General features: G+C 66.3%; 18 protein-coding genes. 11 read left to right on the forward strand and 7 right to left on the reverse strand.

What is annotated here, in order from left to right:
* Window positions 1-224: 224 nt before the first annotated feature.
* Together ACLP9N_RS30615 and ACLP9N_RS30620 are read right to left on the reverse strand one after the other, a co-directional pair.
* The gene (locus tag ACLP9N_RS30615) at window positions 225-1,607 is read right to left on the reverse strand and encodes a recombinase family protein (protein WP_442410891.1); all 1,383 of its coding nucleotides are present in this window, start codon (window positions 1,605-1,607) and stop codon (window positions 225-227) included.
* 43 nt (window positions 1,608-1,650) lie between these two features.
* Window positions 1,651-1,806, reverse strand: coding sequence for a hypothetical protein (locus ACLP9N_RS30620; protein WP_442410892.1), 156 nt, complete (start codon window positions 1,804-1,806; stop codon window positions 1,651-1,653).
* 120 nt (window positions 1,807-1,926) lie between these two features.
* Here ACLP9N_RS30620 and uvrC point away from each other — a divergent pair, with 120 nt between their 5' ends.
* The 5 genes from uvrC (at window position 1,927) to ACLP9N_RS30645 (ending at window position 8,265) form a co-directional block, all read left to right on the forward strand.
* On the forward strand, window positions 1,927-3,882 hold the full coding sequence (uvrC, locus tag ACLP9N_RS30625; RefSeq protein ID WP_442410893.1) for an excinuclease ABC subunit UvrC: 1,956 nt from the start codon (window positions 1,927-1,929) through the stop codon (window positions 3,880-3,882).
* Window positions 3,879-4,760, forward strand: coding sequence for an RNase adapter RapZ (rapZ, locus tag ACLP9N_RS30630; protein ID WP_442410894.1), 882 nt, complete (start codon window positions 3,879-3,881; stop codon window positions 4,758-4,760). The genes uvrC and rapZ overlap by 4 nt, the downstream gene beginning before the upstream one ends.
* 20 nt (window positions 4,761-4,780) lie before the next feature.
* A complete protein-coding gene (gene yvcK / locus ACLP9N_RS30635; RefSeq protein ID WP_442410895.1) occupies window positions 4,781-5,803 on the forward strand; it encodes a uridine diphosphate-N-acetylglucosamine-binding protein YvcK in 1,023 nt (340 codons plus the stop codon).
* Complete coding sequence (whiA, locus tag ACLP9N_RS30640; protein WP_442410924.1) at window positions 5,800-6,777, forward strand: DNA-binding protein WhiA; 978 nt, start codon at window positions 5,800-5,802, stop codon at window positions 6,775-6,777. The genes yvcK and whiA overlap by 4 nt, the downstream gene beginning before the upstream one ends.
* A gap of 84 nt (window positions 6,778-6,861) precedes the next feature.
* The gene (locus tag ACLP9N_RS30645) at window positions 6,862-8,265 is read left to right on the forward strand and encodes a WS/DGAT/MGAT family O-acyltransferase (protein ID WP_442410896.1); all 1,404 of its coding nucleotides are present in this window, start codon (window positions 6,862-6,864) and stop codon (window positions 8,263-8,265) included.
* On the opposite strand, the gene ACLP9N_RS30650 is transcribed toward ACLP9N_RS30645, so the two are convergent.
* From ACLP9N_RS30650 to ACLP9N_RS30665, 4 genes are all read right to left on the reverse strand, one after another.
* A complete protein-coding gene (locus ACLP9N_RS30650) occupies window positions 8,243-9,526 on the reverse strand; it encodes an alpha/beta hydrolase (protein WP_442410897.1) in 1,284 nt (427 codons plus the stop codon). The genes ACLP9N_RS30645 and ACLP9N_RS30650 overlap by 23 nt on opposite strands.
* Entirely contained in the window at window positions 9,526-11,193 is a 1,668-nt protein-coding gene (gene fadD12, locus ACLP9N_RS30655) for an acyl-CoA ligase FadD12 (RefSeq protein WP_442410898.1), read from the reverse strand. The genes ACLP9N_RS30650 and fadD12 overlap by 1 nt, the downstream gene beginning before the upstream one ends.
* 3 nt (window positions 11,194-11,196) lie before the next feature.
* The gene (locus tag ACLP9N_RS30660; protein WP_442410925.1) at window positions 11,197-12,024 is read right to left on the reverse strand and encodes a lysophospholipid acyltransferase family protein; all 828 of its coding nucleotides are present in this window, start codon (window positions 12,022-12,024) and stop codon (window positions 11,197-11,199) included.
* A gap of 91 nt (window positions 12,025-12,115) precedes the next feature.
* Window positions 12,116-12,607: a hypothetical protein gene (locus tag ACLP9N_RS30665; protein WP_442410899.1), complete on the reverse strand. Its 492-nt coding sequence runs from the start codon at window positions 12,605-12,607 to the stop codon at window positions 12,116-12,118.
* 313 nt (window positions 12,608-12,920) lie between these two features.
* Between ACLP9N_RS30665 and ACLP9N_RS30670 the strand changes: the two genes are divergently transcribed.
* The 3 genes from ACLP9N_RS30670 to ACLP9N_RS30680 all read left to right on the forward strand — a co-directional run bounded on the left by ACLP9N_RS30670 (window position 12,921) and on the right by ACLP9N_RS30680 (window position 16,700).
* Window positions 12,921-13,388, forward strand: a complete 468-nt coding sequence (locus ACLP9N_RS30670; protein ID WP_442410900.1) for a hypothetical protein — start codon at window positions 12,921-12,923, stop codon at window positions 13,386-13,388.
* Window positions 13,389-13,518: 130 nt separating this feature from the next.
* Window positions 13,519-15,276 (forward strand): DUF3556 domain-containing protein, encoded by a 1,758-nt coding sequence (locus ACLP9N_RS30675; RefSeq protein ID WP_442410901.1) that lies wholly within the window; start codon window positions 13,519-13,521, stop codon window positions 15,274-15,276.
* Window positions 15,273-16,700, forward strand: coding sequence for a phytoene desaturase family protein (locus ACLP9N_RS30680; protein WP_442410902.1), 1,428 nt, complete (start codon window positions 15,273-15,275; stop codon window positions 16,698-16,700). The genes ACLP9N_RS30675 and ACLP9N_RS30680 overlap by 4 nt, the downstream gene beginning before the upstream one ends.
* Window positions 16,701-16,714: 14 nt before the next feature.
* Here ACLP9N_RS30680 and ACLP9N_RS30685 read toward each other — a convergent pair whose 3' ends face one another.
* Window positions 16,715-17,257, reverse strand: a complete 543-nt coding sequence (locus tag ACLP9N_RS30685) for a hypothetical protein (RefSeq protein WP_442410903.1) — start codon at window positions 17,255-17,257, stop codon at window positions 16,715-16,717.
* 1,129 nt (window positions 17,258-18,386) lie between these two features.
* Between ACLP9N_RS30685 and gap the strand changes: the two genes are divergently transcribed.
* The 3 genes from gap to tpiA are packed head-to-tail and all read left to right on the forward strand — an operon-like array spanning window position 18,387 to window position 21,441.
* Window positions 18,387-19,406 carry a type I glyceraldehyde-3-phosphate dehydrogenase gene (gap, locus tag ACLP9N_RS30690; RefSeq protein WP_442410904.1) on the forward strand — a complete coding sequence of 340 codons (1,020 nt, stop codon included), beginning with the start codon at window positions 18,387-18,389 and terminating at the stop codon, window positions 19,404-19,406.
* A gap of 2 nt (window positions 19,407-19,408) precedes the next feature.
* Entirely contained in the window at window positions 19,409-20,659 is a 1,251-nt protein-coding gene (locus tag ACLP9N_RS30695; protein WP_442410905.1) for a phosphoglycerate kinase, read from the forward strand.
* Window positions 20,656-21,441: a triose-phosphate isomerase gene (gene tpiA, locus ACLP9N_RS30700; RefSeq protein ID WP_442410906.1), complete on the forward strand. Its 786-nt coding sequence runs from the start codon at window positions 20,656-20,658 to the stop codon at window positions 21,439-21,441. The genes ACLP9N_RS30695 and tpiA overlap by 4 nt, the downstream gene beginning before the upstream one ends.
* Window positions 21,442-21,458 lie beyond the last annotated feature (17 nt).

Genomic DNA, 21,458 nt, shown 5'->3' on the forward strand with positions numbered 1-21,458 from the left:
TTGGTGCACGTTTGAGCGCGCAGAATCTCGACCGCCTGCGCCACCGATAAGGTACTTCTTGCCATACAGAATAACGTTAAGACCACAGCGAAGTGTGGTTTTGCCTTGTCCCACAACAGATTTGACGTCAAAGTGACGTCACGGGATACCCTGAGCTGTGCTTTCAGCCCAGCCGGTTAGCCGAAATTAACTCGAAATCGGTTTAGTGGTCGGGCGTGTCGCGGTCACACCTTCGGATTGAGGTCGATCAACGTGCGGTCGAAGCCCTTGGGCCCACGGGCGGATGACGGGTTCACGGTGACGCTCATCAGCTCCGCGATGATCTTGCCCTTGATGTCAGCCGAGGACTTCGACCAATACTCGATCAGCTTGTCGGGGTCGCCGTCCGCGTCATTGAGGAGACGCAGGGCTGGAGATGTGCGCGCCGCATCGGCGAGCACCTTGTCCACCCCGGCCAACTGCGGCCGCAAATCATTTGTGCCCCTTCGCAATTGGGACGCGTCAATAGCGCCCTCGGCGAACATGCCGGCGAGCTCATCCAGCCGGGATTGCAACGCCGCGCGGCGGGCGTGCAGAGCGTCCAGGTCGACACCGGGTCCCGGGGACAGCCGCGAGCGGATGTCGGTTTCGCCCAAAATCTCCAACACCGCTGTTTCGACAAGCTCGTCGATCGGCTTGCCCATCCTGCCCAGATGTGTTGTGCGGCAGATGTAGAGCATCTTGTCGGGGCCGTGGGTGAATGCGGCGACCAGCGTGCCGCCGCACCGGCCGCACCGATACACCCCGGAGCCCATGTGCTTGCGCTCGAACGCATTGCTGGTGCGCCGTGACGGGTCGCTCAAGTACGCCACCAGCCCCTTGTGGGTGTCTGCGTCCCACAGCGGCTCCCAATCGCCCTCACCCACGACCTGGCGCTTGTAGGTCATCAGCGCGGCGTAGACGGGGTTCATCAAGCAGCGGCGCAGTGACAGGTTCGTCCACTGCCCGCCCCGGGCGGTGGTGACACCGCGCCGGTTCCAGTCCGTCGCGATGGACCGCAACGAGATGCCGTCCAGTACATCCGTCGCGGCTTTCTTCAGCATCGACGCTTCCGGCTCCAACGGCCCCCCGGTCTTGCTGTACCCGAACGCGCGTTGCCGCGCCGTCGACCACCGCCCGGCGTCGCGGTGCTGTTGGTTGGCGCGGCGCTGACGCTCCCCCTTGTGCTCCGACTCCTGACGGCTCACCGAGCCGAGAATCCGCGCCAACATCTTGCCGGTGCTGTTGCCTAAGTCCAGGTCCCCGCCGTTGACGGTGCGAATCTGCGCGCCGGTGGCGTCGGCGACATCAATCAACCGCTCCAAGTCCTTCAAACTGCGGTAGAGCCGGTCCGGGTGCCAACAGATGATCGCGTCGAACTCGCCGCGCTTCAGCCCGTCGAGCATCGCCTCGAAACCTGGCCGGGTCTTGCCCGAGTACGCCGACAGGTCGTTGTCGTCGAAGGTGTCGACGATATCGAAGCCGAGCCGATCGGCCAATGCTGTGCAGTCCTCTAACTGCCGGGTCACACCGGCCCGCTGTCCGGTGGCGTCTTGGGAGATGCGGGTGTAAATCGCTGTTCTGGTCATACCTTAATGGTAGCGCCACGCCGACATTTCTGGACGGCCATACCTACGTGACCACACCCCGTAGTGCATTGCTGTTCCCGAGCCTGTGCGCGCCCACCGGCCCCTTGCCGGCAGTGGAGCCCGCGACCGACACTCGCTGCGCCAACCGCGAGGCGATGATGCCCACCCGCACCCGCGCCCAAAACCGCGCCAGCCGCATCAGCGCCGAACGTCGACACAACCGTCAAACCCGGCTCACCGCGCAAGCCGCGCACGCCGACCCGGCGCCACCCCGATCCCGGCGAGCCGCCACCGTTTTAGCGGCTACTAGCCTGGATACGTGCCAGATCCCGCGACGTATCGCCCCGCGCCCGGGTCCATCCCGGTCGAGCCGGGCGTCTACCGATTCCGGGATTCGTACGGGCGCGTCATCTACGTCGGCAAGGCCAAGAGCCTGCGCAGCCGGCTGACGTCATACTTCGCCGATATCGCGAACCTGCAACCCCGAACCCGACAGATGGTCACCACCGCGGCCAAGGTCGAATGGACGGTGGTCAACACCGAAGTCGAGGCGTTGCAGCTGGAATACAACTGGATCAAGGAGTTCGATCCGCGCTTCAACATCCGTTACCGCGACGACAAGTCTTACCCGGTGCTGGCGGTCACCCTCAACGAGGAGTTTCCCCGGCTGATGGTCTACCGCGGCCCGCGGCGCAAAGGTGTGCGCTACTTCGGGCCGTACTCGCACGCGTGGGCCATCCGGGAAACGCTGGATCTGCTCACCCGGGTGTTTCCGGCCCGGACCTGTTCGGCCGGAGTATTCAAGCGGCACAAGCAAATCGACCGTCCCTGCCTGCTCGGCTACATCGACAAATGCTCGGCGCCGTGTGTCGGCCGGGTCAATGCCGAGCAGCACCGCCAAATCGTCACGGACTTCTGTGACTTCCTGTCTGGCAAAACCGACCGGTTCGCGCGCGAGCTGGAACAGCAGATGAACGCCGCGGCCGAGGAGTTGGATTTCGAGCGGGCCGCGCGCCTTCGTGACGACCTGGCCGCGCTGAAGCGGGCGATGGAGAAACAGGCTGTTGTGCTCGGCGACGGTACCGACGCCGACGTGGTGGCGTTCGCCGACGACGAACTCGAGGCGGCCGTGCAAGTGTTCCATGTCCGCGGCGGCCGGGTGCGCGGTCAGCGTGGCTGGATCGTCGAAAAGACCGGGGACCCTGGTGATTCCGGTGAGGAGCGGTTGGTCGAGCAGTTCCTGACGCAGTTCTACGGCGACCAGGCGGAGCTGGACTTGTCAGCTGGCCAAGCCGCCGACGAATCGACGAACCCGGTTCCCCGCGAGGTGTTGGTGCCGTGTCTGCCGTCCAACGCTGAACAGCTGGCCAGTTGGTTGTCCGGTCTGCGCGGCTCCCGGGTCACGTTGCGGGTGCCGCGCCGCGGTGATAAGCGGGCGCTGGCCGAAACCGTGCAGCGCAATGCGAAAGAGGCGCTGCAGCAACACAAGCTGAAGCGCGCCGGTGATTTCAACGCCAGATCAGCTGCGCTGCAGAGCATTCAGGACGCGCTGGGTCTCGCCGACGCGCCCCTGCGGATCGAGTGCGTTGACGTCAGCCACGTGCAGGGCACCGACGTGGTGGGCTCGCTGGTGGTGTTCGAGGACGGGCTGCCGCGCAAATCCGACTACCGCCACTTCGGGGTCAAGGAAGCCTCCGGGCAGGGCCGGTCCGACGACGTCGCCTCCATTGCCGAGGTGACGCGTCGCCGGTTCCTGCGGCACCTGAGTGACCAGAACGATCCGAATCTGCTTTCCCCGGAAGGAAAATCACGTCGGTTCGCCTACCCGCCGAATCTGTATGTCGTCGACGGCGGTGCGCCCCAAGTCAATGCGGCCAGCGCCGTGCTTGACGAACTCGGCATCGCCGACGTCGCGGTGATCGGCCTGGCCAAGCGGCTGGAAGAGGTGTGGGTGCCCTCGGAGCCGGACCCGATCATCATGCCGCGCAACAGCGAGGGACTCTATCTGCTGCAGCGGGTGCGTGACGAGGCGCACCGATTCGCCATCGCCTACCATCGCAGCAAGCGATCCAAGCGAATGACGGCCTCGGCGCTGGACTCGGTGCCGGGACTGGGCGAGCATCGCCGCAAGGCGCTGGTCACCCATTTCGGATCGATAGCCCGCCTCAAGGAGGCCACCGTCGACCAGATCACCGCCGTCCCGGGTATCGGAGTGGCGACGGCCAATGCCGTCCTCGAGGCGCTGCGAACGGACGCCAACGGAGCTCAGGCATGACGAGCGAGGCTGCAGCCGACATTGATGTCGTCCTCGTGACCGGGTTGTCCGGGGCCGGGCGCGGCACGGCGGCCAAAGTGCTCGAGGACCTCGGCTGGTACGTGGCCGACAACCTGCCGCCGCAGCTGATCACCCGGATGGTGGATTTCGGGCTGGCCGCCGGATCTCGCATCACCCAGTTGGCGGTGGTCATGGATGTGCGATCGCGCGGATTCACCGGCGACCTGGACTCCGTGCGCAACGAATTGGCCACCCGCAACATCACCCCCCGCGTGGTGTTCATGGAGGCATCCGACGACATGTTGGTGCGCCGCTATGAACAGAATCGCCGTAGCCATCCGCTGCAGGGCGAGCAGACCCTGGCCGAGGGCATAGCCGCCGAGCGCAGGATGCTGGCTCCGGTTCGCGCCACGGCGGACCTCATCATCGACACGTCGACGCTGTCGGTGCGCGGCCTGCGGGAAAGCATCGAGCGTGCGTTCGGCGGCGACGGCGGCGCGACCACCAGCGTCACCGTCGAGTCGTTCGGCTTCAAGTACGGCCTGCCGATGGACGCGGACATGGTCATGGATGTGCGGTTCCTGCCCAACCCGCACTGGGTCGATGAGCTACGCGAACTGACCGGCCAGCATCCGGCGGTGCGTGACTACGTGCTGGGCCAGAACGGCGCGGCGGAGTTTCTCGAGACATACCATCGATTGCTATCCCTGGTTGTCGAGGGCTATCGCCGGGAGGGGAAGCGATACATGACGGTCGCCATCGGCTGCACCGGCGGCAAGCACCGCAGCGTCGCGATCGCCGAAGCATTGGTGCAGCTGCTGGGGTCCAACCCTCGACTGTCGGTGCGGGTGCTGCATCGGGATCTGGGTCGCGAATGAGCGAGCCAACGAGCCCGCCAATGACGCAAAGCATCGTCGCCCTGGGCGGCGGCCACGGCTTGTACGCCACGCTGTCGGCGGCCCGCCGGCTCACTCCCCACGTCACCGCCGTGGTCACCGTGGCCGATGACGGCGGCTCCTCCGGCCGGCTGCGCAACGAACTCGACGTGGTGCCGCCGGGCGATTTGCGAATGGCCTTGGCGGCGTTGGCATCCGACAGCCCGCATGGACGACTCTGGGCCACCATCTTGCAGCACCGGTTCGGCGGCAGTGGCGCCCTGGCCGGGCACCCGATCGGCAACCTGATGCTGGCCGGCCTGTCCGAGGTGCTGGCCGATCCGGTCGCCGCCCTCGACGAGCTCGGACGAATCCTGGGCGTCAAGGGCAGGGTGTTGCCCATGTGCCCGATCGCGCTGCAGATCGAGGCCGACGTCTCCGGGCTGGAAACCGACCCGCGGATGTTCCGGCTGATCCGCGGTCAGGTGGCGATCGCGACCACACCTGGCAAGGTGCGGCGGGTGCGGCTGCTGCCTCCCGACCCGCCGGCGACCCGCCAGGCCGTCGACGCCATCATGGCCGCCGACTTGGTGGTCCTGGGCCCGGGCTCGTGGTTCACCAGCGTGATCCCGCACGTGCTGGTGCCGGGGCTTGCCGCAGCACTGCGGGCCACCACGGCCCGCCGGGCGCTGGTACTCAACCTGGTCGCCGAGCCGGGGGAGACGGCCGGTTTCTCGGTGGAGCGCCATCTGCACGTTTTACTCCAGCACGCACCCGGGTTCACCGTCCACGACATCATCATCGATGCCGAGCGAGTCCCCAGTGACCGAGAGCGCGAGCAACTGCGGCGCACCGCAACGCTGCTACAGGCCGAGGTCCACTTCGCCGACGTGGCCAGACCTGGTACACCTTTACATGACCCGGGCAAGCTGGCGGCCGCCCTGGACGGGGTGCGGGTGGGCCATGAGGGCTCCTCGGCATCTACCGTGACGGCCACCGAAGAGATTCGGATCGACGAACCAAGGGGTGACGACGCGTGGCGATGACGACAGAAGTCAAGGACGAGTTGAGTCGCTTAGTGGTGAAATCGGTCAGCGCTCGTCGTGCGGAAGTCACATCCCTGCTCAGGTTCGCCGGCGGATTACACATCGTGAGCGGACGCGTGGTCGTCGAAGCCGAGGTGGATCTGGGTAACATCGCGCGGCGGCTGCGCAAAGACATCTTCGAGCTGTACGGCTACAACGCCGTTGTGCATGTGTTGTCGGCCAGCGGGATTCGCAAGAGCACTCGGTACGTTCTGCGGGTCGCCAACGACGGCGAGGCGCTGGCCCGCCAGACCGGGCTGCTGGACATGCGCGGCCGTCCGGTGCGCGGTCTGCCCGCCCAGGTCGTCGGGGGCAGCATCGGCGACGCCGAAGCCGCGTGGCGGGGAGCCTTTTTGGCGCACGGGTCGCTGACCGAGCCGGGACGGTCGTCGGCGTTGGAGGTCAGCTGCCCCGGCCCGGAGGCCGCGCTGGCACTGGTGGGTGCGGCGCGCCGGCTCGGGGTCAGCGCGAAGGCTCGCGAGGTACGCGGTGCCGATCGGGTGGTGGTGCGCGACGGCGAGGCGATCGGCGCACTGCTGACCCGGATGGGTGCCCAGGACGCCAGGCTCGTCTGGGAGGAGCGCCGGTTGCGTCGCGAGGTGCGGGCGACGGCCAACCGGCTCGCCAATTTCGACGACGCCAATCTGCGCCGCTCGGCACGGGCCGCGGTCGCGGCGGCCGCCAGGGTGGAGCGGGCGCTGGAGATCCTCGGCGATACCGTGCCCGAACATCTGGCCTCGGCCGGCAAACTACGCGTCGAGCACCGGCAGGCCTCGCTGGAGGAGCTGGGCCGGCTGGCCGACCCTCCGATGACGAAAGATGCTGTGGCAGGCCGTATTCGGCGATTGCTGTCCATGGCTGACCGTAAGGCGAAGGTCGAGGGCATCCCCGACACCGAGTCGGCGGTCACGCCGGACCTGCTGGAGGACGCCTGAGCAGGGCATAGCGGGGAATAGCGGGGTAGGTTCTACGCGCCGAAATACGGCGTGCACAAGGGGGGAAGGGGCTACGGTTCTCGCATGAAGCGGCTTTCAAGCGTCGATGCGGCGTTCTGGTCTGCGGAAACCGCGGGCTGGCACATGCATGTGGGCGCGCTGGGGATCTGCGATCTCACCGACGCCCCCGACTACAGCTTCCAGCGACTTCGTCAAATCCTGATCGAGCGGTTGCCGGAGTTGCCGCAGCTGCGGTGGCGCGTCACCGGCGCCCCGCTCGGGATGGATCGGCCCTGGTTCGTGGAGGACGAAGAGCTCGACATCGACTTCCACATCCGGCGCATCGGTGTCCCCGCGCCGGGCGGGCGGCGCGAGGTCGACGAACTGGTGGGCCGGCTGATGTCCTACAAACTGGACCGCTGCCGACCGCTCTGGGAGCTGTGGGTGATCGAGGGCGTCAAGGGCAACCGGATCGCGACGCTGACCAAGATGCACCACGCCATCGTCGACGGGGTTTCGGGTGCCGGGCTGGGCGAAATCATGTTGGACGTCACACCCGAACCGCGTCCGCCGCAGGAGCAGACGGTGGGATCGCTGGTGGGATTCCAGCTGCCGAGTCTGGAACGGCGCGCGCTGGGTGCCCTCGTCAATGTGGCGGTCAAGACCCCGTTCCGCATCACGCGGTTGCTGGAACAGACGGTGCGTCAACAGATCGCGGCTCTGGGCGTCAGCAGTAAGCCGCCGGGCTACTTCGAAGCGCCCAAGACGAGGTTCAACGCGCCGGTGTCGCCGCACCGCCGGATCACCGGCTGCCGCGTCGAACTGGACCGGGCCAAGGCCGTCAAGGATGCCTTCGGCGTCAAGCTGAACGATGTGGTGCTGGCGCTGGTGGCCGGCGCCGCCCGTGACTACTTGGTAAAGCGCGATGAGCTGCCGGCCAAACCGCTCATTGCGCAGATCCCGGTGTCGACCCGCACCGGCGAAAGCCAGAGCGACGTCGGCAATCAAATCAGCTCCATGACCGCGTCCCTGGCCACCGACATCGAAGACCCCGCCGAGCGGCTCAAGGCCATCCACGAAAGCACACAGAGCGCCAAGGGAATGGCCAAGGCGCTCTCGGCGCATCAGATCATGGGCCTCACCGAGACCACGCCGCCCGGGCTGCTGCAGCTGGCCGCTCGGGCATACACGGCCTCGGGCCTGTCGCGCAACCTGGCCCCGGTCAACCTGGTCGTGTCCAATGTCCCCGGTCCGCCGATGCCGCTGTATATGGCCGGCGCCAAACTGGAGTCGCTGGTGCCGCTCGGACCGCCCGTCATGGACATCGCCCTGAACATCACATGCTTCTCCTATGAGAAGTACTTGGACTTCGGTTTTGTCACCACACCCGAAGTCGCCAATGACATCGATGAGATGGCGCGCGCCATGGAACCGGCGCTGACCGAACTCGAGATCGCCGCGGGACTCAGGGAGCCGGCGGGTTCATGACGTATACCCAGGACAAAAAACGGGCGACCGCGTCGGCGGCTTGATGCGCCCGCGGGGAACCGAAGATGTCGAACGCGTGTTGGGCGTAAGGCAGCTCGGCGTAGGCGACCGGAGACTTTGACACGCCCCGCAGTTCTTCGACGAATTCCCGTGCCTCGACGACCGGGATCAGCGAGTCGTCGGTTCCGTGCAGAACAAAAAACGGTGGTGCGTCTGCCCGTACGTACCGCAGCGGTGAGGCGTCGAGATAGATATGCCGGTGCGTGCTGAGTTTCCGCTTGACCACCAGCCTTTCGAGCACCTCGACGAACTCGGCGCGCCCTGGGTGCTCGGTGGAGTACCAGTCGTAGCGACCGTAGTAGGGGACGGCTGCCACCACCGACGTGTCGGCTTCCTCGAAGCCGGGCTGGAATTTGGGGTCGTTGGGAGTCAGGGCAGCCAGCGCGGACAGATGGCCGCCGGCGGATCCACCGCTGATTGCGACGAAGTTCGGATCCCCGCCATAGGCCGCGATGTTCTCCTTGACCCACGCCAGCGCTCGTTTGACGTCGACGATATGGTCGGGCCAGGTGTGCAGTGGGGCAACGCGGTAGTTCATCGACACGCACACCCAACCGCGCGAAACCAGGTGGCTCATCAAGGGATACGCCTGGGGGCGGCGCCAGCCGATCATCCATGCGCCGCCGGGAACCTGCAACAGCACCGGCGCCTTGCCGTCACGCGGCAGATCGCGGCGGCGCCAGATATCGGCGAGGTTCGCCCGCCCGTGCGGACCGTAGGACATGATGTTCTGCTTGTCGACGAAGCGCCGCCGGGACACCGTGGTGCGCAACGGCAGGTTGCGTCTCCCCCTTGCCCCTGAGCGGGTGGACTCCGTCGGCAGCGCCTTCAGTTCCTCGGTGTAATCCGGGCCGAGTTGTTCGGTCAGCCCCGCTTCCAGTACCGGACCGGCGGTGGTGGCACCGCGGTAGCGGACCGCTCCCAGGATCGCCCAGGATGCCACAGTAAGCGCAAGCGCAGCTTTGCCTTTCGCGCCGGCGAAATCGCCGCGCCGGCCGCGGCGCAGGGCGTCCAGCGCGGAGGCGGTGGCGTACAGGCCCGGCACCTCTGACGTCGGCCAACCAAACCAGAACACCAGCACCGACGCGTAGGGGTTACGGGTGAGCGGGTGTAATCCGTTGGTGGCGTTGAGGAACTCCACGGCGGCGCGCGTCAGCGGCCTTTTAGTAAACACACGCCGCCGCAATCGTTGCAGACGCATCAGCCGGCGACCCTGGCCTTGAGTTCGTTGCGCAGTACCTTGCCGGTACTGCCGCGGGGCAGCTCGTCGAGCACGGACAGTTCGCGGGGCACCTTGTAGTTGGCCAGGTTGTCCCGGACGTGCTGCTTGAGGGCATCGGGTGTGGCCGACCCGCCGGGCTCGAGCACGACGAACGCCGCCAGCCGCTGGCCGTACTGCTCGTCGTCCACGCCGATCACCGCGGCTTCGGCCACCTCGGGGTACGCCGCCAGCGTCTTCTCCACCTCGATCGGGTAAACGTTCTCACCGCCCGAGACGATCATCTCGTCGTCGCGGCCGACCACGAACAGCCGCCCGGCCTCGTCGAGGTAGCCGACGTCGCCGGAGGACATGAAGCCGGCGTGGAAATCCTTCGTGGCACCCGAGGTGTAACCGTCGAACTGGGTGTCGTTGCGGACGTAGATGCTTCCGACCTCGCCGGCGGGCACCTCGTTGAATTCGGGGTCCAGGATGCGGATTTCGGTTCCGCCGGCGGCCCGGCCCGCGGTGTCGGGGGCTGCGCGCAGGTCCTGCGGTGTGGCGGTGGCGATCATGCCCGCCTCGGTGGCGTTGTAGTTGTTGTAGATCACGTCGCCGAACTGGTCCATGAACGCGGTGACAACGTCGGGCCGCATCCGCGAACCGGACGCGGCCGCGAAGCGCAGCGAGCGCCCGCTGTAGCGTTTTCGGACCTCGGCGGGCAAATCCATGATGCGGTCGAACATCACCGGGACCACGGCAAGACCCGTCGCCTGGTGGCGGTCGATGAGATCCAGCGTGGCCTCCGGGTCGAATTTGCGCCGCGTGACCACCGTGCAGGCCATCGACGCAGCGAAGATCAACTGCGAAAAGCCCCACGCGTGGAACATCGGCGCGACGATCACGATGGTCTCCTCGGCCCGCCACGGCGTGCGATCCAGGATCGCCTTGAGCGTGCCGATGCCGGCGCCGCCGCCAGATTGCTTGGCGCCCTTGGGCGATCCGGTGGTGCCGGAGGTGAGCAGGATCATCCTGCCTTTGCGGCCGGTGCGCTCGGGCCGTTGGCCGGTGTGGTTGGCGATGAGTTTCTCGAGTTTTTTAGCGTTCAGCTCGTGGTCCGCGTCGGTCCAGGCCAGGATGCGGGTGGCGTCGGGCTTGTCGGCCAGCGCGCGGTCCACCGTCGCGGTGAACTCCTCGTCGTAGATGACGGCCTCGACGCCCTCGCGGTTGACCACGTCGGCCATCGCCGGGCCGGCGAACGACGTGTTGAGCAGCACGACGTCGGAGCCGATCCGGCTGGACGCCACCACCGCCTCGACGAAACCGCAGTGATTGCGGCACATCACCCCGATGACCTTCGGCATTCCGGCCGGTGGGCCGGGAAGACCCCGTTGCAGCGCCGCGGCCAGCGCGTTGACCCGCTCGTCGAGCTGGCGCCAGGTCAGCGTGCCCAGCTCGTCGACCAGGGCGGGCCGGTCCGGGCAGCGCTGCGCCGCACTGGCGAAACCTACAGTCATGCCCATGCCTTCGCGACGCATCGCGGCCGCCATCTTCAGGTACCGGGCGGGGCGCATCGGCGCGATCATGCCGGCGCGCCTCAGGGTCGTGATGATGCCGAGTGCCTGCTCGATACGAGATGCCCGAGATGTCTGAGATGTCTGAGATGTCATGGTTCAGCCCAGTATCGGGAAACGGCGCTTGCCGGCAAGCTCTTTGAGACCCTGCTGCATCACCGACCGGACGTGCTCGTCGACCTCGTCGATGTCGGGCTCCTCGCCGAATTGCGCGGTGATGTCGATCGGTTCCAGGACCTGCGTCACGATCTTGGTGGGCAGCGGCAGATTGGGCGGAACCGCGGCGCTGAACCCGAACGGGAAGCCGAACGACAGCGGCAGAATGTCGCTGCGCAGCAAGCGTTTCAGTCCCAGCCGCTGCGCCAGCCACGTGCCACGGGACAGGTAGAGCTGGGTTTCCTGCCCGCCGATGGACACCGCGGGCACGATGGGCACACCGGCTTCGATCGCGGTGCTGACGTACCCCTTGCGCCCGTTGAAGTCGATGACGTTCTCCGAGAACGTTGGCCGATACGCGTCGTAGTCGCCGCCGGGAAAGACGACCACCACGCCGCCGGAGCGCAAAGCTTTGGCCGCGTTCTCGCGGTTGGCCCGGATGTAGCCGGTACGCCTGAAGAACGGCCCCGTGGGGCCCATGAAGAGGATGTCGTGGCTCAGCGTGTAGACGGGCCGGTCGTAGCCGAACTTGTCGTAGAAGTCGACGCTGAAGATCGGGACATCCATGGGGAACATGCCGCCCGAGTGGTTGCCGACCACCAGGGCGCCGCCGGGCGGGAAGCAATCCAGGCCGCGCACCTCGGACCGGAAATACGTCTTCAAGACCGGACGCATCACGGCGATCATGCGCTGGGTCAGGCCGGGGTCGAATTTGGCTAAATCGTCGCTGTCGTCACTGTCTGGGGTGTCCGGGCTGTCGCTGTCGGTCACTTCGTTCACCTGAGGCTCCCTAACGGCTTCCCGGCGGCTGCAGTGCCGCGTGGACGTGTCTCGATGGTAGCGAGCGGGCCAGGACCGCCGGTTAGGACTCGTCCTCGCGCCAGATGCACACGCCGTGCAGCGTCAGGGTGGCCATGTCGGGGACCACGGTGAAGTCCAATGTGCCGCCGCCAGTTGCCGCCTGTGTCGCCGGCGCCCCTCCGGCGATATGTGTTTGTTCCTCGGTGCAATTGGCGCCTCGTTCGAAGCCCGTCCACCTGGTGCCCTCGACGACGTCACTCCTGGTCAACGTCGCAGCCGGCCCATAGGTAAACCAGGCGACTGCGGGCCGTTGAATGTCGTCGAGGTGTTGCCACACGAACACCGGGACACCTTTGACGCACTCCAGGACTTCATGGTGCGGTGAAAACGTTTGCACGCCGTCCATCACCCCGGCCGACCCGCCGCACGCGACGCCGGGTTCCGGGACGACCGGGTCCGCGTGTGCGACCCCCGCAACCAGAGCCGCTGCGGTGGACATGGCGGTGAACGTTGCGGTAAACCTTGCGAAGGCCACGTTCACACTGCGTTTCATGGTCGCTGATGATAATCGGGCCCGGCTACCGGGGACTAGTTTTTCGAGCAAATACGCATGGACGGCAATGGCCCTGTAAGACCGGCGTTTCAGCATTGGTGAGGCTACGCTATGCCTCGTGCTGACCCGGGTGCACGGCCGGCGTGAGCGGACATGTGTTTGCTGGCTGCAAGGCAACATGATCGAGGTTGGTAGCGCGCAGCGCGGATGGACCCGCCTTTTTGAACGTCAGCGTGGACGCATTTATCGCGGGCTGGATTGGGTGCGCTATCGTTCTTCGCGCCGAACACCGGACCCCCCTGAAAGAGACGAAATGGAAGCCGCGCCGACTGACGCCCAACGGCCGCAAGGTGCCCAAGCCGCCGCCGAGCGCAGGTCGAACAGTGCGTTCGATCGGAAGATCCGTTTTCCCCATCCGAGCACGCCCCGCGCCCGGGCAGTCCATGTCCCGCAAGGGAAGTCGATCTCCTCGCTGACGTCGTCGCTGACCGTGGCCGCGCCGGCAACGGCCGACGACCGTCAGGCCGAGTACTTTGTGCGTCTGCTCACCGAGAGCCGCCAGCGGATTGAGCAGCGGATCGATGACCACCAAAAGGCAATCGCGACCGCTGAAGCCCGTGGCAAGACCGAAGACGTCCGGCGCCATCGGCGGATGACACTTATCGAAGAACAGGACCGTCGAACCGTCGCGGACCTCATCGACAACCTGCAGCAGCGATTCCCCGGCCGGGCACCGGGCGCGGTTCCCCAGGTCCCTCGGCGGGTGCGTCCCGTCCTCTAGCAGGGAACCAGCCCTGCCGCAGCATTTTTCGCTGGCGCGCTTCCCGGGACCCGGTCCGTGAGATCAACACGCCGACCGGGCGAGATACATTTAATCTGCCAACCGGTTTCTCAACTGGAATGAGGCCGCCATGGGATTCATGTCACCCGAGCTTCCGGACGTCGACCACGACACCTGGCCCACCTTGCCCCGGGCAACCCGACTGCAAGTTGTGACCCGGCACTGGGCGGAGCACGGGTTCGGGACACCGTACGCGGTCTATCTGCTGTACCTGGTCAAGATTGCCCTCTACGTCGCCGCCCCCGCCGCGATCATCTCGCTCACGCCAGGTTTGGGCGGGCTGAGCCACATCGCCGACTGGTGGACGCAACCGATCGTGTACCAGAAGTTCATCCTCTTCACGCTGCTCTTCGAGGTTGCCGGCTTCGGCTGTGGATCGGGCCCGCTCACGGGACGGTTCATGCCGCCCATCGGCGGGTTCCTTTACTGGTTGCGGCCCAACACAATTCGGCTTCCTGCGTGGCCGGACAAGGTTCCGTTCACCCGCGGCGATTCCCGCACCGTCATCGATGTTGCGCTGTATGCCGTCGTCTTGATCAGCGGGGTATGGGCGCTGGTGTCTCCCGGTCACGCCGGGCCGGTCACCGCCGTCGGCGACGTCGGCCTGATCGACCCCGTCCTGGTAATCCCGACGATCGTCGCCTTGGCGCTTTTGGGTCTGCGCGACAAGACCATCTTCCTGGCCGCCCGCGGCGAACACTACTGGCTGAAACTGTTCGTGTTCTTTTTTCCGTTCACCGACCAGATCGCGGCCTTCAAGATCATCATGCTGTGCCTCTGGTGGGGGGCAGCGACCTCCAAGCTCAACCACCATTTCCCCTACGTCGTGGCGGTGATGACGAGCAACAACGCGCTGTTGCGCAGCAGGCTGTTCAACCCGGTCAAGCACATGCTCTACCTCGACCACATGAACGACCTGCGCCCCTCCTTATTGCCGAAGCTCATGGCCCACGTCGGCGGCACCACGGCGGAATTCCTGGTTCCCACGGTTCTGGTCTTCGTCGCCGGCGATCAACCCTGGCGGTGGTTCCTCATCGGGTTCATGGTGATCTTCCACCTGAATATCCTTTCCAACCTCCCGATGGGAGTTCCGTTGGAGTGGAACGTCTTTTTCATCTTCTCGCTGTTCTATCTGTTCGGGCATTACGGCGCGATCCGCGCTACCGATCTTCGGTCACCACTGCTGCTGGCCCTGGTGATCGTCGCGGTCGCCGTCGTGATCTTGGGAAACCTATTCCCGGAAAAGATTTCGTTTCTGCCCGCCATGCGCTACTACGCCGGCAACTGGGCCACCAGCCTGTGGTGCTTCCGGGCGGGCGCTGAAGATAAAATAGAAGCCAATGTCGTGAAAAGCTCTGCGCTGGTTGTCAATCAGCTGGCCAAACTCTACGGGGCGGCGACCGCCGAGGTGATGTCCGACAAGGTGGCGGCGTTCCGCGCGATGCACACCCACGGCAGGGCCCTCAACGGGTTGTTGCCCCGCGCGATCCAGAACGAAGCCGACTACAGCGTGCGCGAGGGCGAGATCGTCGCCGGGCCCCTGGTCGGCTGGAACTTCGGCGAAGGCCACCTGCACAACGAGCAGCTACTGGAAGCGGTGCAACGGCGCTGCCACTTCGAGGACGGCGACCTGCGCGTCATCGTCCTCGAAGGTCAACCGATCCATATCCAGCGGCAGTGGTATCGCATTCTCGACGCCAAGACCGGCTTGATCGAGGCAGGCTACGTCGACGTCGCGGACATGCTCACCCGGCAGCCATGGCCCGAGCCCGGCGACGAGTTCCCCGTCCACGTGACCAGCCAACGCGCCACGCCCCGAAATCCATGACCAACGCGGTCGTCGTCGGCGCCGGGCCCAACGGACTGGCCGCGGCGATCCACCTCGCCCGGCACGGTGTCGACGTGCAGGTGCTGGAGGCGCACGACACGATCGGCGGGGGAGCGCGCTCGGGTGAGCTGACGGTGCCCGGAGTGATCCACGACCACTGCTCCGCGGCCCACCCGATGGGCGTCGGTTCGCCGTTCTGGAGAGAAATCGACTTGCAGCGCTACGGGCTGGTGTGGAAGTGGCCGGAGATCGACTGCGCTCATCCACTCGACGACGGGACCGCCGGCGTGCTGTACAGGTCGATCGACGAGACCGCCGCCCACATGGGACCCGACGGAAGGCGGTGGCGGCTGGCCGTCGGTGACCTTGTGGCCGGATTCGACCAGCTCTCCCAGGATTTGCTTCGTCCGGTGATCAATGTTCCGCGCCACCCGATCCGCCTCGCGGCGTTCGGCCCGCGCGCCCTGCTGCCGGCCACCGTGATGGCCCGGTGGTTTCGCACCCAGCAGGCACGCGCGGTGTTCGGCGGCGCGGCCGCGCACATGTTCACCAGGCTGGACCGGCCGCTCACCGCCGCGCTTGGCCTGATGTTTTTGGCCGGCGGGCACCACAATGGCTGGCCGGTTGCCGAGGGCGGATCCGGATCGATCATCGCGGCCCTGGCCGCCGCGCTGAACGCGCACGGCGGCAGCATTGCCACCGGCGTCACCGTCATCAGCCGCAGCGACATCCCGGACGCCGACATCGTCATGCTCGACCTGAGTCCCGCTGCGGCGTTGTCCATCTACGGCGATGTCATGCCCGGGCGGATCAAGCGGTCCTATCGGCGCTACCGCGAGGGGTCCTCGGCGTTCAAGGTCGACTTCGCCATCGAGGGCGACATTCCGTGGACAAACCCCGACTGTGGGCGGGCGGGCACGGTCCATCTCGGCGGAACGTTCGCCGAAACCGCGGACACCGAACGTCAACGCGCACAAGGGATAATGGTGCAACGGCCATTCGTGCTTGTCGGGCAGCAATACCTGGCCGACCGCTCCCGCTCCCGCGGCAGCATCAACCCGATATGGGCCTACGCGCACGTGCCATTCGGCTACACCGGCGACGCCACCGCCGCCGTCGTCGACCAGATAGCGCGGTTCGCGCCGGGGTTCCGCGACCGCATCATCGCCACCGTGCGCAAGAGCACCGCCGAGCTAGAGGCATACAACCCCAACTACATCGGCGGCGACATCATCGGAGGAGCCAACGACGGGCTACAGTTCCCCTTCCGCCCCCGGGTGGCCGTCAACCCTTATGCGACCGGGGTGCCGGGCGTCTACCTGTGTTCGCAGTCCACGCCGCCGGGCGCGGGTATCCACGGGTTGTGCGGCTACCACGCCGCCGCATCGGCGTTGCGGTGGCTAGACAGGCGACGCGGCGGCTGATAGGTGGCTCAGCCTCAGTGCGCACCCGAAGGGCCAGCCGGAACCGGCTGTCCGGGCACAGGCGCGCCGGCCGGCGCCGGACTAGTCGGCGCATCCTTGGCGGTCCCGGACATGTCGATGATCGGAGCACCGGCCGGCACGGCATTCACGGGAGCATCAGCCAGCACCGGCGCTCCCGCCGGCCCGAGTGCGATCAGCGGAGTACCAACCGGCACCACCGGCACCGGAGCACCTACCGGCACTGGGGCACCTACTGGCACTGGGGCACCTACTGGCACTGGGGCTCCGACTGGTACCGCGGCTCCGACGGGGATTGGGGCTCCGACGGGGATTGGGGCTCCGACGGGGACTGGGGCTCCGACGGGGATTGGGGCTCCAACGGGGACGGGGCCTACGACCGGGACTGCGGCTCCCAACGGTACGGGGGCTGCCACCGGGACTGGGGCTCCTACCGGGACCGCTGCACCAGCCGGCACCGGTGGCCCAAGCGCAATCAGTGGAGCACCAACCGGAACCACCGGAGCCGGCCCGGGCGCAATCACTGGAACACCGGCCATGGGAGTCAGCGGAGCGCTAGCAGTGCATACCTCGCTGGCGGTTACCGGTCCGCCTGCGCCTGCTGGTCCGCCTGCGCCTGCCGGTCCGCCTGCGCGCGCCGGTCCGCCTGCGCCCGCGCCTGCTGGTCCGCCTCCGCCTGCCGGTCCGCCTGCGGTTGGCGGTCCGCCGGCGATGGAGCTGGTGGTGCACCGGCACGCCGCCGTGGGCGGTCCGCCGGCTGTTGGGGGTCCTCCGGCGGTTGGGGGTCCTCCGGCGGTTGGCGGACCACCTGCGGCTGCCGGTGGGCCTCCGACTCCCGGTGCGCCGGCGATTGCCGGTCCGCCGGCGGCCGCCGCTCCGCCTGCAGCTGCCGGCGCTCCGCCGGCTGCAGGTCCTCCGGCTGCCGGCGCTCCAACCTCGCCCGACATCCCCTGGACGCACGCATAGGCGCCACCGGTTTTTATCGGTGGGGCGGCTGCCGCATCTGGGCTCAACGCTATAGCGGCCCCGCACAACCCAGCGATGCCAGCTACTTTGATGTTGAACCGATCAAAGGCCCTCATCAACGTTGACTCCTTCAGCATCAAGTCTTCCGCGATCGGATGGTGCAGCAGAACCGCATAGCCGTACCGCAGTCGTGTCGAATGTATGGCTGGTCATTGCTATTGCACGCGCGACAGTTCGGCGCTTATAGAACCGATACAAAGCAGACATGCCCCGGTTACCGCACGGGTAAGGGCTGCCAGTGCAGAGTCTCGGCCGTCGGTGCCAATCCCAGCTCAGGGGGTCCCCGACAGATGAAAGCTGTCGCCCTACCCGCGAACTTGAATTCAAAATTTCTAGTTCGGCGGCGACTCCGACCGCGTTCATCGATTTGAGACCGTACGGTCATTCGGCCACGCAAGCGTGGTTAGTCAAATATCCTGTAACTAGAAGGGCATCGGCGGGTTGTCACAGACGTCCATCGATGCCCTTCAACCACGTCAGTGCCACCCCCTCCACGCCGAAGCAGGCCTTTTCGGGGCAAAATCGCGGACGATCCCTCACTGACGAGATGACCGGGCGACGGCCGGTTGTTACTCGTCTAGGCTGACGACGAGCAGTTCATCAGCCAACGCAACGACCCCAGAAAGAACAAGGGAGAGACCAGTGACGGTCCGGGTAGGCATCAACGGCTTCGGTCGAATCGGACGCAACTTCTACCGGGCCTTATTGGCTCAACAGGAGCAGGGCAGCGTCGACATCGAGGTGATCGCCGTCAACGACATCACCGACAACGCCACGCTGGCACACCTGCTCAAATTCGACTCGATCCTGGGGCGGTTGCCCCACGACGTCAGCCTCGAAGGCGAGGACACCATCGTCGTTGGCACCAAGAAGATCAAGGCGCTCGAGGTCAGGGAAGGCCCGGCGGCGTTGCCGTGGGGTGACCTCGGCGTCGACGTCGTCGTCGAGTCCACCGGCCACTTCAACGACGCCGCCAAGGCCAAGGGTCATCTGGCGGCCGGCGCCAAGAAGGTGATCATCTCGGCGCCCGCCACCGACCCCGACATCACCATCGTCCTGGGCGTCAACGAGGACAAGTACGACGGCAGCCAGAACGTCATCTCCAATGCATCGTGCACGACGAATTGTCTTGCGCCGGTGACCAAGGTGCTGCAGGACGAGTTCGGCATCGTCAAGGGCCTGATGACCACCATCCACGCCTACACCCAGGACCAGAACCTACAGGACGGCCCGCACAAGGACCTGCGCCGGGCCCGGGCCGCCGCAATTAACATCGTGCCGACCTCGACCGGCGCGGCCAAGGCGATCGGCCTGGTGATGCCCGAGTTGAAGGGCAAGCTCGACGTTTACGCGCTGCGGGTGCCGATCCCAACCGGCTCGGTCACCGACCTGACCGTCGAGCTGTCCAAGCCGGGTACTGCCGAGGAGATCAACGCCGCGTTCAAGGTTGCCGCCGAGGGTCGGCTTAAGGGCATCCTGAAGTACTACGACGCGCCGATCGTCTCCAGCGACATCGTCACCGACCCGCACAGCTCGATCTTCGACTCCGGCCTGACCAAGGTGATCGACAACCAGGCCAAGGTGGTGTCCTGGTACGACAACGAATGGGGCTACTCCAACCGCCTCATTGACCTGGTCGCGCTGGTCGGCAAGTCGCTCTAGCCGTGGCCGTCCATACCCTTAAAGAGCTTCTGGCGCAGGGTGTTTCGGGTCGCGGCGTGTTGGTGCGCTCCGACCTGAACGTGCCGCTCGACGACGAAGGCAACATCACCGACCCCGGCCGCATCACCGCGTCGGTGCCCACGCTGAAGGCGCTCCTAGACGCCGGGGCGAAGGTGGTGGTGACGGCCCACCTCGGGCGTCCCAAGGATGGTCCCGAGCCGAAGTACTCGCTGGCGCCGGTTGCCGCTGCGCTTGGTGAGAAACTGGGCCGGCACGTGCAGCTGGCCGGCGATGTCGTCGGCACCGACGCGCTGGCCCGGGCAGATGGGCTGACCGACGGCGACATCCTGCTGCTGGAAAACATCCGCTTCGACAAGCGCGAGACCAGCAAGGACGATGGCGAGCGACTCGCCCTGGCGCGGCAGCTGGCCGAATTGGTCTCGCCGGGAGGCGCTTTCGTCTCCGACGGCTTCGGCGTGGTGCACCGCAAGCAAGCCTCGGTGTACGACGTCGCTGAACTGCTACCGCACTATGCCGGCACGCTAGTCGCCGACGAGATAGCGGTCCTGGAGCAGTTGACCAGCTCGACCAACCGCCCCTACGCGGTGGTGCTCGGCGGGTCGAAGGTCTCCGACAAGCTCGGCGTCATCGAGTCGCTGGCAACCAAAGCCGACAGCATCGTGATCGGCGGCGGCATGTGCTTTACATTCCTGGCCGCGCAGGGCTTTTCGGTAGGTAAATCGCTGCTGGAAGACCACATGGTCGACACCTGCCGCAACCTGCTGGACACCTACGCCGACGTGTTGCGACTGCCCGGCGACATCGTGGTGACCGAGAATTTCACCGCCGATTCGCCGCCACAGTTCGTGGCCGCCAACGCGATTCCGGACGATCTGATGGGTCTGGACATCGGCCCGGGTTCGGTTAAGCGGTTCGCCACGTTGCTGTCCAACGCCAGGACGGTCTTCTGGAACGGCCCGATGGGCGTATTCGAGTTCCCGGCGTATGCGGCTGGCACCCGAGGTGTCGCCGAGGCGATTGTCGCGGCGACCGGCAAAGGCGCGTTCAGCGTCGTCGGTGGTGGCGACTCGGCCGCCGCGGTCCGGGCGCTGAAAATCCCGGAGGACGCCTTCTCGCACATCTCCACCGGCGGCGGCGCATCGCTGGAATACCTTGAGGGCAAAACGCTGCCCGGCATCGAGGTGCTTGGTGAGCCGCAGCCTGATCAAAAAGAGGGGGTAGGAGACACGTGAGCCGCAAACCGCTGATCGCCGGCAACTGGAAGATGAACCTCAACCACTTCGAGGCGATCGCTCTGGTGCAAAAGATCGCGTTCGCGCTGCCCGACAAGTACTACGACAAGGTCGACGTCACGGTCCTGCCGCCGTTCACCAACTTGCGCAGCGTGCAAACCCTCGTCGACGGCGACAAGCTGCGGTTGACCTATGGCGCCCAGGACCTTTCGCAGCACGAGTCGGGCGCTTACACGGGCGACATCAGCGGTGCCTTCCTGTCCAAGCTGGGCTGCAGCTTTGTCGTCACCGGGCACTCCGAGCGGCGCACCTACCACAACGAGGACGACGCGCTGGTCGCCGCGAAGGCCACCGCCGCGCTCAAGAACGAGCTGACGCCCATCGTCTGCATCGGCGAGCACCTGGAGGTCCGGGAGGCGGGTGAGCACGTCAGCCACTGCGAGCAGCAGCTGCGTGGCTCGCTGGCGGGGCTGTCGGCCGAACAGATCGGCAACGTCGTCATCGCTTACGAGCCGGTCTGGGCGATTGGAACCGGACGGGTGGCCAGTGCGTCCGATGCTCAGGAGGTGTGCGCGGCGATCCGGAAAGAGTTGGCGTCCCTCGCCTCGCCAGAGATCGCCGAAACCATCCGGGTGCTCTACGGCGGCTCGGTGAACGCGAAAAACGTCGGCGACATCGTTGCCCAGGACGATGTCGACGGCGGCCTGGTCGGGGGAGCGTCGCTGGACGGCGAGCAGTTCGCCACGCTGGCGGCCATCGCCGCCGGTGGGCCGCTGCCGTGATGCCACCCCGCTGCCGG

This window comes from Mycobacterium sp. (assembly GCF_052144515.1).
Lineage (GTDB): Bacteria > Actinomycetota > Actinomycetes > Mycobacteriales > Mycobacteriaceae > Mycobacterium.

Coding starts and splice junctions, on each gene's coding strand:
- ACLP9N_RS30615 (WP_442410891.1), bottom strand. CDS start 1,607: ATGACCAGAACAGCGATTTACACCCGCATCTCCCAAGACGCCACCGGA.
- ACLP9N_RS30620 (WP_442410892.1), bottom strand. CDS start 1,806: ATGCGGCTGGCGCGGTTTTGGGCGCGGGTGCGGGTGGGCATCATCGCC.
- rapZ (WP_442410894.1), top strand. CDS start 3,879: ATGACGAGCGAGGCTGCAGCCGACATTGATGTCGTCCTCGTGACCGGG.
- yvcK (WP_442410895.1), top strand. CDS start 4,781: ATGACGCAAAGCATCGTCGCCCTGGGCGGCGGCCACGGCTTGTACGCC.
- whiA (WP_442410924.1), top strand. CDS start 5,800: ATGACGACAGAAGTCAAGGACGAGTTGAGTCGCTTAGTGGTGAAATCG.
- ACLP9N_RS30645 (WP_442410896.1), top strand. CDS start 6,862: ATGAAGCGGCTTTCAAGCGTCGATGCGGCGTTCTGGTCTGCGGAAACC.
- ACLP9N_RS30650 (WP_442410897.1), bottom strand. CDS start 9,526: ATGCGTCTGCAACGATTGCGGCGGCGTGTGTTTACTAAAAGGCCGCTG.
- fadD12 (WP_442410898.1), bottom strand. CDS start 11,193: ATGACATCTCAGACATCTCAGACATCTCGGGCATCTCGTATCGAGCAG.
- ACLP9N_RS30665 (WP_442410899.1), bottom strand. CDS start 12,607: ATGAAACGCAGTGTGAACGTGGCCTTCGCAAGGTTTACCGCAACGTTC.
- ACLP9N_RS30670 (WP_442410900.1), top strand. CDS start 12,921: ATGGAAGCCGCGCCGACTGACGCCCAACGGCCGCAAGGTGCCCAAGCC.
- ACLP9N_RS30675 (WP_442410901.1), top strand. CDS start 13,519: ATGGGATTCATGTCACCCGAGCTTCCGGACGTCGACCACGACACCTGG.
- ACLP9N_RS30680 (WP_442410902.1), top strand. CDS start 15,273: ATGACCAACGCGGTCGTCGTCGGCGCCGGGCCCAACGGACTGGCCGCG.
- ACLP9N_RS30685 (WP_442410903.1), bottom strand. CDS start 17,257: ATGGCCGGTGTTCCAGTGATTGCGCCCGGGCCGGCTCCGGTGGTTCCG.